Consider the following 12,959-nt stretch of genomic DNA (forward strand, 5'->3'; position numbering starts at 1 on the left):
AGGTCCCGCAGCCCCGCACGGAAGGCGATACCCGAGGCATTCGGCCCCGGATGCGGCGCCGCAGGGACGCCGCCGCGCTAGCTCCCCGACGGACTCCCTTCCAGCAACGTCTCGCGCAGCCAGCCGGGCTCGAACACCACCTGATCGCAGCCCGAGAACTGCGCGAGCCGGTCGAGCTCGGCGCCGAGCCGGCCGAGCCGGCGCGATCCAAGCCGCACTCCCGCCTCGGGCCAGAGGGCGCGGATGCGCAGGCTGCCGCTCTCGCGGTGGGCGCGCATGTCGATCCGGCCGATCAGCCGGTCGCCCTCGAGGATCGGGAAGACGTAGTAGCCATAGGTCCGCTTCGCCTCGGGGACGAAGACCTCGATCCGGTAGCGGAACCCGAACAACCGTTCGGCACGAGCCCTGTCGCGGAGCGCGGGATCGAAGGGAGAGAGGATGCGGAGGCGTGGCGGCGGGTCGGGCGCCGCCTCGGCCAGCGCCAGAAGGCCCGGCCGCGCGTAGCTGCGGCGCAGGCTGCCATCCGCGCCCTCGACGCGCACTTCGACGATCTCGTCGCGGGCAAGCGCGTCATGGCACCAGGCCTGAGCTTCGGCAGGTGTCGCCGCGGCCCAGAAGGCCGCCAGCTCGCCGGAGGTGGCGAAGCCCAGACGATCCAGCGCTTCGGAACAGGCCCAGTGGATGGTGGCGGCATCGCCGGGATCGGTGGCCAGGAACTCCGCCGGGATCACGCGCTCGGTCAGGTCGTAGAGCTTGCGGAAGGAGTCGCGCCGGGCGATCGACAGCTCGCCCACCCGCCAGAGATATTCGAGCGCGGCCTTCGACGGGTGCCAGTCCCACCAGCCTCCGGCGCTGCGGGTCTCCTCCTCGCCGACCTCCGCGGCCGAGACCGGCCCGGCCTCGGCGATCCGGGCGAGGACGGTGTCGAACTGCTCCTCGAAGCCCTCGCGCTGCCATCCCTTCCAGCGGGCCAGCAGGCGGGGGCGGTCGCGCCGGAAGCGGTGGTGCCAGAAGGGAAAGAGACGGGTCGGGATCACGGCCGCATCGTGGGTCCAGTGCTCGAACAGCCGCCGCTGCGCGAGCAACCGGTCCAGCGCCTCGGGCCGGTAGCTCTGCCGCCGCGCGAAGAGGATCATGTGATGGGCGCGGGCGACGGTGGAGATGCTGTCGATCTGCACGAAGCCCAGCCGGTCGATCAGCGCCAGCAGCGCCTCGCCCTTGGCCGGACCGGTGGGCGGCTCGGCGAGCGCGTGGAGATGCAGGAACAGCCGGCGGGCGAGCGGGTTGGGGAGGATCACGGCCGCCGGCCCGGTCAGAGGCCGGATTCGGCGGCGATCTGGGCCCGGCTCTTGCGGGCGCGCTCGGTCGCGGACTTGAGCTGGCCGCAGGCCGCCATGATGTCCTCGCCACGCGGGGTGCGGATCGGCGAGGCATAGCCTGCCTTGTAGATGATGTCGGCGAAGGCCGCGATCCGCTCGGGCGTCGAGCGGCGGTAGGGCGCGCCCGGCCATTCGTTGAAGGGGATCAGGTTGATCTTGGAGGGGATCCCCGAAATCAGCTTCACCAGCCGCCGGGCGTCCGCGTCGCTGTCGTTCACCCCGTCGAGCATGACGTATTCGAAGGTGATCCGCTCGGAGTTCGACAGGCGCGGATAGTCGCGCAGGCTGTCCAGAAGCGTGCGGATGTTCCACCGCTTGTTGATCGGCACGAGAATGTCGCGCACCTCGTCGGTCGTGGCGTGGAACGAAATCGCAAGCTGGCAGCCGATCTCTTCGGCCGTGCGGGCGATCTCGGGCACGACGCCCGAGGTCGAGAGCGTGATCCGGCGGCGCGAGAGCGAGAGGCCCTCGCCGTCCATCACGACCTTCATCGCGTTGCGCACGTTCTCGAAATTGTAGAGCGGCTCGCCCATGCCCATCAGCACGAGGTTCGACACCAGTCGCGTCTCGTCCTTCGGCGCGCCACGCTCGGGCCACTCGTCGAGGTCGTCGCGCACGAGCATCAGCTGGCCCACGATCTCGCCCGCCGTCAGGTTGCGCACCAGCTTCTGCGTGCCGGTGTGGCAGAACGAGCAGGTCAGCGTGCAGCCGACCTGAGAGGAGACGCAGAGCGTGCCGCGGCCTTCCTCGGGGATGTAGACCGTCTCGACCTCGTGCCCGCCCGCGATCCGGATGAGATATTTCCGGGTGCCGTCAGACGAGATCTGCCGGGTGACGACCTCGGGCAGACCGATGGCGAAATGCTCGGCGAGGAGCGCACGATAGTCCTTGGCAAGGTTGGTCATCTGCGCGAAGTCGCGCACGCCCCAGTGATAGACCCATTGCCAGACCTGGCCCATCCGCATCCTGGCCTGCCGCTCGGGCGTTCCGGCGGCGACGAGGGCGTCCAGCAGTTCTTCCCGCGTGAGGCCGACGATGTTGACCGGCCCGCCCTCCGGCAACTTGCGCGGCAGGGTCATCACGTCCTGGGTGATCGGAGCGTTGGCGGTCATGGCGGCCTCGGAAGCGGGGAAGCGCCTCATATAGGGGATTCGTCGGCAAAACGGAACCCGGCAACCGAAGCCGGACATGAAAAGGCCCCGGCAGGGCCGGGGCACATCGCAGGCGGGGAACCCGTCAGGAGCCGAAGCCTATTTGCACCGCGTCTCGGCGTCGGACATGGCCGCGGTGAAGCCGGAAAGCGAGAAGCTGTCCTTGGTCTGGGTGCCGCGCGCCGAGCGCGCCGTGAGGACGGCCGTGCTTCCACGCTTCATCGCCGCCAGCAGCGCGGCATCGTCCTGCGGATTGGCCGGCCAGGCCCATTCGCCGTCGGTGAACAGCTCGAAGGTCGTGCCGCCGATGTTCACGTTCACCGTCGAGCCGGGCGCGAAGGGGTAGCCGCCGGTGTAGGAGATCTCGCCCTTGGCGCCGGAGCCGGGCCGGTAGGTCACGAAGAGCAGGATGTCGCCGCGCCGCACCGAGACCGCCTTGCCGTCCCGCGTCGCCTCGGTCTGCTTCGGCGTGGATACGCCCCAGCATTCCTTCGGAGAGCTTTCGGCAAAAACGCTCCAGTCGGTCTTGGTCGCGACCAGATTGTCCGAGGTCTGCGCGGTCGCGCCCGTCGCGAGACCGGCGATCACAATCGCCGCGGCCGGAAGCAGGCGCCCCATCGTGCTTCTCATGTCGTTCACAGCCTCCAGCTGCCAGTGCCTCTGCCCGCTCCACGCCGTCTTGTGACGAGCTTTTCCAGTAGCGCAGGCCGTTTCAACCCGATAACGCTTCTTAGCGCAAGCTTTGCCCCGGTAAAAAGCCCCCTTGGGCACAAAATCGCGCAGCTGTGAGGGGATGTCATGACTGGCCCTGCAAGGATGGTGGAGCTCTGGCGCGGCGGCCTGCTGGAGAGCTGGCACGTCGGACATGCCGCTGTCTGGAGTGCGGACGCCGGCCTGCTGGAGGCCTGGGGCGAGCCGGAGACCGTGATCTTCCCGCGGTCGTCCTGCAAGATGATCCAGGCCCTGCCGCTGCTCGAGAGCGGTGCGGGCGAGAGCCTCTCGACCGAGCGGCTCGCCCTTTCCTGCGCCAGCCACCAGGGGGCGGCGCTGCATACCGGGCTGGTGAGCCGCTGGCTGTCCGACCTCGGCTTCGCGGACTCCGACCTGCGGTGCGGCGCGCACATGCCGGCGGATGCGGATGAACGCGAGCGGCTGATCCGCGCGCACGAGGCGCCCTGTCAGATCCACAACAACTGTTCCGGAAAGCACGCGGGCTTCCTCATGCTCTCGAGGCACCTGAAGGCGGGTTCGGAATATGTCGATCCGGCCCATCCCGCGCAGCGTGCCATTCGTGCGGCCTTCGAGGAGGTGACGGGCGAAGAAAGCCCCGGGTTCGGGATCGACGGCTGCTCTGCGCCGAACTTCGCCACCACCGTCTCGGGGCTGGCGCGCGCGATGGCCTTCTTTGCGGCGGCTTCGTCCGGCGGCGGACCGCGCGAGCGGGCGGCGAGCCGGCTGGTCGAGGCGATGCTCACCCATCCGGATCTCGTTGCCGGCGAAGGCCGCGCCTGCACCGAACTCATGCGCGCCATGCGCGGTCGGGCCGCGATCAAGACGGGTGCCGAGGCGGTCTTCGTGGCGATCGTGCCCGAGAAGCGGATCGGAATGGCGCTGAAGATCGTCGACGGATCGACCCGCGCCTCCGAGGCGGCGATCGCGGCGCTTCTCGTGCGGCACGGGCTGCTCGATCCCGATCATCCGGCGACGATGAAGCGGCTGGGGGCTGTCCAGACCAACTGGCGCGGAATCGAGACAGGGGTGCTGTGCAAGGCGCCGGGGTTCGCCTGACGCGCCCCCGGCCTCTGCCGGAGGCGCTGCGTGCACGTCGCTGTGGAACTTGACCGGAAGCCCCGGCAGGCCGGAGCTTCCGTGAGCACTGGTGCCGGTCCGGCGGCAGGCAGGGGACAGTTTTCACCATACCGCCGGGAAGATCGGTCACTTGCTACATGATCGGATCATCTCGGTCGATTGCGGCTTGGCAACGGTCGATCCGTGGCGTTTTCCGGGCGGGCGGCCAAACGGCGCAGGCCGGCGCAAGCGATCAGTTCGAGCAGATGATCCGCGGAGTCGTGCTGGCGGCAGGCGGGATGGCCGGGTTCCGCCGCAGGAGCAGCGGGATGACCGGAACGCAGACCGGTCGGCGCCTCGGCCGCGACGGGAAGTGCACCGAGGACCGGCTGCTTTGCAGCCTGACGAAGCTTCGGTAAGGGCAGCTTCACGGGCGCTTGCCGCGCCGCGGCGGCCAAGCGGACTTGCCATGCCACGTCGATTGCGTCAGCTTCGTGACATGACCGTGCAGCCGCCGATCCCGTTCACCTCACACACCTTCGATCAGGTGAGTTTCGACCGGCAGGAGCTCGGTCAGATCCTCACCCTCTACGGGCGCATGGTCGCCATGGGCGAGTGGCGAGACTACGGCATATCGCATCTGCGCGACGTGGCGGTGTTCTCGATCTTCCGCCGGACGGCAGAGAACGCCCTTTATCGGATCGAGAAGCGCCCGAAGCTGCGGGGACGGCAGGGAATGTATGCCGTGCTCGGCATGGACGGACAGATCCTGCGGCGCGGACAGGATCTGGCTCAGGTCCTGCGCGTGCTGGAACGCAAGTTGATCCGCCCGATCGACTGATCCCGGCGCCCGGCTTGTCCAGGTGCGGACCCTGACGGCAGGACGCGAAAAGGCCTCAATCCCACTCGTCGAGGGCGTCGAGCGCCTCGTCGGCGGTTTCGACGAAGCGGAAGAGCTGCAGATCCTCGGGCGAGATTGTCCCGATCTCGGCCAGAGCCTGCCAGTTGATGATCTTTTCCCAGAAGTCGCGCCCGAAGAGCAGGAAGGGGATGGGCTTCATCCGCTTGGTCTGGATCAGCGTCAGGCTCTCGAACATCTCGTCGAGCGTGCCGAACCCGCCGGGGAAGACCACCACGGCGCGGGCGCGCATCAGGAAGTGCATCTTCCGCACCGCGAAGTAGTGGAAGTTGAACGACAGGTCCGGCGTCACATAGGCGTTGGGGGCCTGCTCGTGCGGCAGCACGATGTTGAGGCCGATCGACTGGCCGCCCGCCTCGTGGGCGCCGAGGTTGCCGGCCTCCATCACCCCCGGCCCGCCGCCGGTCACGATCACCAGTTCGCGCCCGTAGGTCTCCATGCTGCGTTCGGTCACCGCACGGGCGAACTTGCGCGCCTCCTCGTAGTAATGAGCAAGTGAGGCCAGACCCTCCGGCGCGGTTTCCTTCCGCTCGGGCGCCGGAATGCGGGCGCCGCCGAACATGACCACGGTCGAGACGATCCCGCGCTCGTCCATGACGATCTGCGGCTTCATCAGTTCGAGCTGAAGGCGCACGGGACGCAGTTCGTCCCGCATGAGGAATTCGGCATCCGCGAAGGCGAGCCGGTAGGCAGGCGCGCGGCTTTGCGGCGTGTCCGGCACGCGGTGGGCGGATTCCATGTCCTGCGAGCTGTCGCGGAACGGGTGACGGCGGTCGTCCTTCATCATGATCCTTCGGCGCATTGCGGCGAATGGGCCCAGCCTTTATAGGCTTCACGGGTCAAGGACCATGAAAAAGGGTGATCCCCATGTCGTATTCCGCGCTCGAAGCCGCCATCGAAACCGCCTGGGAGGCGCGCGAGACGATCACCCCGGCCACCAAGGGCGAGACCCGCGACGCAGTCGAGGCGACGCTCGAGGCGCTCGACAAGGGCAGCCTGCGCGTGGCCGAGAAGCGCGGCGCGGACTGGCATGTGAACCAGTGGGCCAAGAAGGCGGTGCTGCTCGGCTTCCGGCTGACGGACATGGAGGTGCAGGTCGGCGGGCCGCAGGGCGGGACCTGGTGGGACAAGGTCGACAGCAAGTTTGCCCATTGGGGCGAGGCGCAGTGGAAGGCTGCGGGCTTCCGCGCAGTGCCGAACTGCATCGTCCGCCGCTCGGCCTATATCGCCAGGGGCGTCGTTCTGATGCCCTCGTTCGTGAACCTCGGCGCCTATGTCGACGAGGGCACGATGGTGGACACCTGGGCCACCGTCGGCTCCTGCGCGCAGATCGGCAAGAATGTGCACCTGTCGGGCGGCGTCGGCATCGGCGGCGTGCTTGAGCCGATGCAGGCCGGCCCCACCATCATCGAGGACAACTGCTTCATCGGTGCGCGCTCCGAGGTGGTCGAGGGCTGCATCGTCCGCGAGGGCTCGGTGCTGGGCATGGGCGTCTTCATCGGCAAGTCGACGAAGATCGTCGACCGCGAGACGGGCGAGGTCATGTATGGCGAAGTGCCTGCAGGCTCCGTCGTCGTGGCCGGTTCGATGCCCTCGAAGGGCGGCGTGAACCTCTACTGCGCGGTGATCGTGAAGCGCGTGGATGCGCAGACCCGCTCGAAGACCTCGATCAACGAGCTGCTGCGCGACTGACGGCCGAGAGACGCAATCCGGTGCCTGCCTTGGGGCTGCTGGCTGGGGCCGGCTCCCCGGTTTCGCCCGGACGAGACAGATCGGACGACCGAGCTTGAAGCCCGGCTCGTTTCCTGCCAACCGTTCCCCAAGCCTTCAGGAGGGCGCCAATGGCGGAAGAGAAGAAGAAGCGGCCGCAGCAGGTCTATACGCTGGTGATCGAGGTCGGGCGCAAGGCGGGCGACGGCCTGCCGAAGGATGCCACGGGAGCCGCGCTCATGTGCTACGCCAGCGGCGTCGACGAGGCCGAGGCGGTGCGCGAGACGGTCGCGCTGCTGAAGACGGCCGACATGGCCCCGCTGGACGTCTCGGGCTACGGCACGCTCGAGGAGCGACTGGCGAATGGCGACGAGATCGACGACGAGGAGCGTGCGCTCATGGATCGGGCGCTGGCCGAGAATTCCGTCGTCGTGGCGCAGGTGACGCCCTTCTACGACTGACCTGTCCCCGCCGGTCCGCGCCGGAAAAGATTGTCGCGCGGGGCTCCGTCCGGTCGCTGCCGGAGCCCCGGCCCCTGTCTGGAGATACCCATGTCCCTCGATCCCGTCGCGCTGACCGCCGACCTCGTCCGCTGCCCCTCGGTCACGCCCGAGGAGGGCGGCGCGCTCCGCCTGCTCGAGGGGATCCTGACAGACGCGGGTTTCGCCTGCACCCGCGTCGATCGCAACGGCGTCCCGAACCTCTTTGCGCGATGGGGCCGCCAGGGCGCGAACCGGACCTTCGGCTTCAACGGCCATATCGACGTGGTGCCCGTGGGCGATGCCGCCGCATGGACGCATGACCCGTTCGGCGGCGAAATTTCCGACGGTTGGCTCTGGGGCCGCGGGGCGACCGACATGAAGTCGGGCGTGGCGGCCTTTGTCGCGGCAGCGGTGGATTTCGTGCGCGAGACGCCGCCTGACGGGGCGGTGATCCTGACGATCACCGGCGACGAGGAAGGAGACTCGGTCGACGGCACGGTGGCGCTGCTCGACTGGATGGCCGCCGAGGGCGAGGCCATGTCGGTCTGCCTCGTGGGCGAGCCAACCTGCCCCGAGCATCTGGGCGAGATGATGAAGATCGGCCGTCGCGGGTCGATGACGGCGTTTTTCACCGCGCGTGGCGTTCAGGGCCATTCGGCCTATCCGCATCGGGCGAGGAACCCGGTCTCCGCGGTGGCGCGGCTGATCGACCGGCTGGCCTCGCACGAACTGGACCAGGGGACCGAGCATTTCGATCCCTCCACGCTGGCCGTAACGACGATCGACACCGGCAATCCGGCGACCAATGTGATCCCCGCGCTCTGCCGCGCGACGGTGAACATCCGGTTCAACGACCTCCATACGGGGACGAGCCTGACCGACTGGCTGGCTGCCGAGGCCGAGCGGGTTCAGGGGGAAACCGGCGTCGCGATCGACATGACCGTGAAGATCTCGGGCGAGAGCTTCCTGACGCCACCGGGAAGCCTGTCGCAGCTCGTGGCGGACGCGGTGGAGGCGGAGACCGGCATCCGGCCGGAAGGTTCCACCAGCGGCGGCACCTCGGATGCGCGCTTCGTCAGGGCCCACTGCCCGGTCGTGGAATTCGGCCTCGTCGGCAAGACCATGCACCAGGTCGACGAGCGGGTGGAGGTCGCGCAGATCCCGGCGCTCAAGGCGATCTACAAGCGGGTCCTGAAAGAGTATTTCGCATGAATGTCTCCCGCACGTCCGACCTCGCTGTCTGCCGCGCGTTGAGGCGCGTCGTGTTCATCGAGGAACAGGGCGTGCCGGAGGCGGACGAGATCGACGATCTCGACGACGAGGCCATTCACCTGCTGGCGATGGATGAAGGGCGGGCGGTCGGCACTGCGCGGCTGCTGCTTCGCGGAGAGACCGGCAAGATCGGCCGTGTCTGCGTGCTGGCGGAGTGCCGTGGCACGGGCGTGGGCGTCGCCCTGATCCGTGCGGCCGTGTCCGAACTGCGGGCCGTTCCCGGCATCCGCCGCGCGAAGCTCGGCTCGCAGAGCCATGCGACCGGGTTCTACGAGAAGCTCGGTTTCCGACGCATCGGCGAAGAGTATCTGGACGCGGGCATTCCGCATCAGGACATGGTGCTGGAGTTCTGAAGTCTCCCTGCCGGTTTCCGGGCGCCGGTGACGGGGGCCGGGACAGTGTCGTGTCCGACCGGCCGGATGAAGCGCGCGCCGGGCTGCTCCTGATTGCGGATGACGGGGCGCGGGGGGCGTGCTACCTCCTCGGCATGGACCAGATCCCCTCCAAGAGCCAGATCCTCGACTGGATTTCCGAGAACCCGTCACTGACGGCCAAGCGTGACATCGCCCGCGCCTTCGGCGTCAAGGGCAGTGCCGCGCGCATCGAGCTGAAGCGGCTCCTGCGCGAGATGGAGGCGGAGGGCGCGCTGGAAAAGCGCAAGCGCAGCTTCCTGCCGCAGGGTGCGCTGCCGCCGGTTTCGGTGCTCGAGATCATGGGGCCGGATGCGCAGGGCGACCTCTTCGCGCGGCCGTTGGAATGGGGCGGCGAGGGGGAGCCGCCACGCATCCTCTTCGTGGCCAAGAAGGGCGATCCGGCGCTGGCGCAGGGCGAGCGCATCCTTGCGCGCGTGACCGAGGTCGAGGGCGAGGACCACAGCCACGAGGCCCGGCTGATCCGCAGGCTCGGTGGGGCGAAGCCGAAGGTTCTCGGTATCTTCCGCGGCGGGTCGGAGGGCGGGCGGATCCTGCCCATCGACAAGGGCGAGGAGAAGGAGTGGAGCGTCACGCAGGACGGCACTGGCGGTGCCCGCGACGGCGAGCTTGTCGAGGCCGAACAGGTCGGGCCGCGCCGCCTCGGCCTGCCGCAGGCGCGCATCACTGCCCGGCTCGGCGACCCGGCGGGCCCGCGCGCCGTCTCGCTGATCGCGATCCACCAGCACGGCATCCCCGACAGCTTCCCCGAGGCGGTTCTGGCCGAGGCCGGGGCGGCGGGCCCCGCGCCAATGGGCGCGCGCGAGGATCTGCGCCACCTGCCTTTCGTCACCATCGACCCGATCGACGCGCGCGACCGCGACGATGCGGTTCTGGCCGAGCCTGACCCGGATCCGCAGAATCCCGGCGGTCACATCCTCTGGGTGGCCATCGCCGATGTGGCCCACTACGTCCGGCCCGGCTCGGCGCTCGACCGCGAGGCACGGCGGAGGGGCAACTCGACCTACTTCCCCGACCGCGTCGTGCCGATGCTGCCGGACGCGCTCTCGGGCGACCTCTGTTCGTTGCACGAGGCGGTGGATCGGCCCTGCATGGCGGTTCGGATGCGGCTCTCGGCGCAAGGAGAAAAACTTTCCCATCGGTTCACGCGCGGCATGATGCGGTCGCGCGCGAGCCTGAACTACGCTCAGGTGCAGCGGGCGCAGGACGGCCAGCCGGACGAGGTGACGGCGCCTTTGCTGGATCATGTTATCCGGCCGATCTACGACGCCTATGCGGCGCTGAAGCAGGCCCGCGCCCTGCGCCAGCCGCTCGAACTGGACCTGCCCGAGCGGAAGATCGAGCTGTCCGAGGAGGGCCGCGTGCTGTCGGTGGCCTTCCGAGAGCGGCTCGATGCGCACCGGCTGATCGAGGAGTTCATGGTGCTCGCCAACGTGGCCGCCGCCGAGGAGCTGGTGCGCCTGCGCCGGCCGCTGCTCTTCCGCGTCCACGAGGAGCCGTCGGTCGACAAGCTCGAGTCTCTGCGCGAGGTGGCCGAGGCTTCGGGCTTTACCCTGGCCAAGGGGCAGGTGCTGAAGACCGCGCATCTGAACCGGCTGCTCGCGCAGGCCGAGGGGACCGAGTTCGACGAGCTGATGAACATCACCACGCTGCGCTCGATGACGCAGGCCTATTACCACCCGGAGAACTTCGGCCATTTCGGCCTGGCGCTGCGGAGCTACGCGCATTTCACCTCGCCGATCCGGCGCTATTCCGACCTGATCGTGCACCGGGCGCTGATCCTCGGCCACGGCTGGGGCGACGACGGGCTCTCGGCGCAGGACATCGAGATGCTCGAGGAGACGGCGAAGCAGATCTCGGACACCGAGCGGCGCAGCATGGCGGCCGAGCGGGACACGACCGACCGCTATCTCGCCTCCTGGCTCTCGGACCGGGTGGGCGCGGAGTTCACCGGCCGGATCTCGGGTGTGCAGCGCTTCGGGCTGTTCGTGAAGCTGGACGAGAGCGGGGCGGACGGCCTGATCCCGATCCGTTCGGTGGGGCGCGAATTCTTCCATTTCGATCCCGAGAGCCAGACGCTGATGGGATCGAATACGGGAACGGTGCTGGGCATCGGGCAGCGGGTGACGGTGCGGCTCGCCGAGGCGGTTCCGCTGACCGGGGGGCTCATGCTCGAGCTGCTGACGGTCGAGGACCGCGGCCTGCCGGGGCCGAAAGGCCGCCGCGGCCGGTCGGCACCGCGCAAGCCCGGCCGCGAGGCGGCGAAGGCCGGGAAGGCGAAGCGGCGGGTGCTGCGCACACGTCGCTGACCGCAGCGCCACGGCCAGGGCGGGGGGCTGTCTGCCCCCCGCGCCCCCCGAGGATATTTTTCAAGAGTGAAGGATACCCGTCGGTGCAGGTAGCGGGCCCTGGTGCACTTGATGTGCCTTGCTGGCGGATGTCTCGCGCGGATGGCCGGTCGTGGCTGCGTTCTCCGCTTCCGGCTTTGCGGATGGGCCTGCTCGCGCTAAAGTTGCCGGAACGAGAAGAGCAAGAGCAGGTGGGGACAGGATGCGGATTTTCCTTCTGGGGCTGTGCCTGGCGGCAGTCGGGCCGGCGGCCGCCGAACCGGTGGCGGTGTCGCAGCGACCGGTGGAGCGGGGGGTGGTTCCGGTGACCATGACCGAGGCGGAGCGGGCGGCGCAGGCCGGGCTCGAGGCTTGGGTGGAGGGGTTCCGGCCGCGGGCGCTGGCCGCGGGCATCCGGCCCCAAACCTTCGCCGCGGCCTTCCGGGGCGTTCGCTACGATGCGGAGGCCGTGGCGCGCGACCGCAACCAGGCCGAGTTCAATAGAACGCTCTGGGATTATCTTGATGCCGCCGTGTCCGAGACGCGGATCGCGAATGGCCGCGAGGCTCTCGCGCGGCACGCGGCGCCGCTTGGGCGGATCGAGGCGCGCTACGGGGTGCCGAAGGAGATCGTCGTGGCGGTCTGGGGGATGGAGACCTCCTACGGGACGCGGCGCGGCGACCATCCGCTCGTGGGGGCGCTGGCGACGCTGGCGCATGACGGACGGCGCGCTGCCTTCTTCGAGGAGCAGCTGATCGCGGCGCTGAAGATCCTCGACAGTGGCGACGTGCGGCCCGAGGCGATGACCGGAAGCTGGGCGGGGGCGATGGGGCATACGCAGTTCATGCCGACCTCCTACCTTGCCCATGCGGTGGATTTCACGGGCGACGGGCGGCGCGATATCTGGTCGGAGGATCCCTCGGATGCCCTGGCTTCGACGGCCGCCTATCTGGCCGCATCGGGCTGGCGGAGGGGCGAGCCCTGGGGCGTCGAGGTGCGGCTGCCCCCGGGCTTCGACTTCGCGCGGAGCGGCAAGGCCTTGCGCCAGCCTGTCGGGCAGTGGCAGGCACTCGGCCTCCGCCGGCCCGATGGCGCACCGCTGCCGGCGGGCGAGGCCGCGCTTCTCCTGCCGGCCGGGGCGCAGGGGGCGGCCTTCCTGATCTATCCGAACTTCCGCGCGATCTCGCGCTACAATCCGGCCGATGCCTATGTGATCGGCGTGGGCCATCTTGCCGACCGGCTGAAGGGCGGGCCTGCCTTCACGGGCGGCTGGCCGCGGGGCGACCGGGCGCTGGCCGCGGCCGAGCGGACCGAGCTGCAGCGGCTGCTGACGGCGGCAGGCTTCGACACGGGCGGTGCGGACGGGATGATCGGGCCGAACACGCTCGCAGCCCTTCGGGCCTGGCAGGCGGCGCGGGGTCTCGTCGCCGACGGCTATGCCAACGAGGCGATCCTGAACCGGCTGCGCGAGGGGGCCTGAGCCGGAGCGCCGGCACGGAG

12 protein-coding genes are annotated in these 12,959 nt (G+C 69.2%); 8 read left to right on the forward strand and 4 right to left on the reverse strand.

The window, feature by feature from the left end; all coding sequences use genetic code 11:
- Positions 1–77: 77 nt before the first annotated feature.
- The 3 genes from ACTVZP_RS05925 to ACTVZP_RS05935 form a co-directional block, all read right to left on the reverse strand.
- Complete coding sequence (locus ACTVZP_RS05925; RefSeq protein ID WP_443211186.1) at positions 78–1,298, reverse strand: winged helix-turn-helix domain-containing protein; 1,221 nt, start codon at positions 1,296–1,298, stop codon at positions 78–80.
- A 14-nt stretch (positions 1,299–1,312) separates the two neighbouring features.
- Positions 1,313–2,491: a 23S rRNA (adenine(2503)-C(2))-methyltransferase RlmN gene (gene rlmN / locus ACTVZP_RS05930; protein ID WP_443211187.1), complete on the reverse strand. Its 1,179-nt coding sequence runs from the start codon at positions 2,489–2,491 to the stop codon at positions 1,313–1,315.
- A gap of 138 nt (positions 2,492–2,629) precedes the next feature.
- On the reverse strand, positions 2,630–3,160 hold the full coding sequence (locus ACTVZP_RS05935) for an invasion associated locus B family protein (RefSeq protein WP_443211188.1): 531 nt from the start codon (positions 3,158–3,160) through the stop codon (positions 2,630–2,632).
- Between the two features lie 168 nt (positions 3,161–3,328).
- Between ACTVZP_RS05935 and ACTVZP_RS05940 the strand changes: the two genes are divergently transcribed.
- Together ACTVZP_RS05940 and ACTVZP_RS05945 are read left to right on the forward strand one after the other, a co-directional pair.
- Entirely contained in the window at positions 3,329–4,318 is a 990-nt protein-coding gene (locus tag ACTVZP_RS05940) for an asparaginase (protein WP_443211189.1), read from the forward strand.
- A gap of 499 nt (positions 4,319–4,817) precedes the next feature.
- Entirely contained in the window at positions 4,818–5,159 is a 342-nt protein-coding gene (locus ACTVZP_RS05945) for a DUF2794 domain-containing protein (RefSeq protein ID WP_443211436.1), read from the forward strand.
- 55 nt (positions 5,160–5,214) lie between these two features.
- Here the strand turns inward: ACTVZP_RS05945 and ACTVZP_RS05950 are convergent, their stop codons facing one another.
- Positions 5,215–6,021 (reverse strand): TIGR00730 family Rossman fold protein, encoded by an 807-nt coding sequence (locus ACTVZP_RS05950; protein WP_443211190.1) that lies wholly within the window; start codon positions 6,019–6,021, stop codon positions 5,215–5,217.
- 83 nt (positions 6,022–6,104) lie between these two features.
- Between ACTVZP_RS05950 and dapD the strand changes: the two genes are divergently transcribed.
- The 6 genes from dapD (at position 6,105) to ACTVZP_RS05980 (ending at position 12,939) form a co-directional block, all read left to right on the forward strand.
- A complete protein-coding gene (gene dapD / locus ACTVZP_RS05955) occupies positions 6,105–6,929 on the forward strand; it encodes a 2,3,4,5-tetrahydropyridine-2,6-dicarboxylate N-succinyltransferase (protein WP_443211191.1) in 825 nt (274 codons plus the stop codon).
- 149 nt (positions 6,930–7,078) lie between these two features.
- Positions 7,079–7,408, forward strand: a complete 330-nt coding sequence (locus tag ACTVZP_RS05960) for a hypothetical protein (protein ID WP_443211192.1) — start codon at positions 7,079–7,081, stop codon at positions 7,406–7,408.
- A gap of 90 nt (positions 7,409–7,498) precedes the next feature.
- Positions 7,499–8,641, forward strand: a complete 1,143-nt coding sequence (dapE, locus tag ACTVZP_RS05965; RefSeq protein WP_443211193.1) for a succinyl-diaminopimelate desuccinylase — start codon at positions 7,499–7,501, stop codon at positions 8,639–8,641.
- Complete coding sequence (locus tag ACTVZP_RS05970; protein ID WP_443211194.1) at positions 8,638–9,054, forward strand: GNAT family N-acetyltransferase; 417 nt, start codon at positions 8,638–8,640, stop codon at positions 9,052–9,054. Before dapE ends, ACTVZP_RS05970 begins: the two co-directional genes overlap by 4 nt.
- Positions 9,055–9,188: 134 nt before the next feature.
- Positions 9,189–11,441: a ribonuclease R gene (gene rnr / locus ACTVZP_RS05975; RefSeq protein WP_443211437.1), complete on the forward strand. Its 2,253-nt coding sequence runs from the start codon at positions 9,189–9,191 to the stop codon at positions 11,439–11,441.
- Positions 11,442–11,682: 241 nt separating this feature from the next.
- Positions 11,683–12,939, forward strand: coding sequence for a lytic murein transglycosylase (locus ACTVZP_RS05980; RefSeq protein ID WP_443211195.1), 1,257 nt, complete (start codon positions 11,683–11,685; stop codon positions 12,937–12,939).
- The last annotated feature ends 20 nt before the right edge of the window (positions 12,940–12,959 follow it).

Source organism: Rhodobacter sp. NSM, from assembly GCF_052244495.1.
Taxonomy (GTDB): Bacteria; Pseudomonadota; Alphaproteobacteria; order Rhodobacterales; family Rhodobacteraceae; genus Cereibacter_A.

Coding starts and splice junctions, on each gene's coding strand:
- ACTVZP_RS05945 (WP_443211436.1), top strand. CDS start 4,818: ATGACCGTGCAGCCGCCGATCCCGTTCACCTCACACACCTTCGATCAG.
- rnr (WP_443211437.1), top strand. CDS start 9,189: ATGGACCAGATCCCCTCCAAGAGCCAGATCCTCGACTGGATTTCCGAG.
- rlmN (WP_443211187.1), bottom strand. CDS start 2,491: ATGACCGCCAACGCTCCGATCACCCAGGACGTGATGACCCTGCCGCGC.
- ACTVZP_RS05940 (WP_443211189.1), top strand. CDS start 3,329: ATGACTGGCCCTGCAAGGATGGTGGAGCTCTGGCGCGGCGGCCTGCTG.
- ACTVZP_RS05960 (WP_443211192.1), top strand. CDS start 7,079: ATGGCGGAAGAGAAGAAGAAGCGGCCGCAGCAGGTCTATACGCTGGTG.
- dapE (WP_443211193.1), top strand. CDS start 7,499: ATGTCCCTCGATCCCGTCGCGCTGACCGCCGACCTCGTCCGCTGCCCC.
- dapD (WP_443211191.1), top strand. CDS start 6,105: ATGTCGTATTCCGCGCTCGAAGCCGCCATCGAAACCGCCTGGGAGGCG.
- ACTVZP_RS05980 (WP_443211195.1), top strand. CDS start 11,683: ATGCGGATTTTCCTTCTGGGGCTGTGCCTGGCGGCAGTCGGGCCGGCG.
- ACTVZP_RS05950 (WP_443211190.1), bottom strand. CDS start 6,021: ATGAAGGACGACCGCCGTCACCCGTTCCGCGACAGCTCGCAGGACATG.
- ACTVZP_RS05970 (WP_443211194.1), top strand. CDS start 8,638: ATGAATGTCTCCCGCACGTCCGACCTCGCTGTCTGCCGCGCGTTGAGG.
- ACTVZP_RS05935 (WP_443211188.1), bottom strand. CDS start 3,160: ATGAGAAGCACGATGGGGCGCCTGCTTCCGGCCGCGGCGATTGTGATC.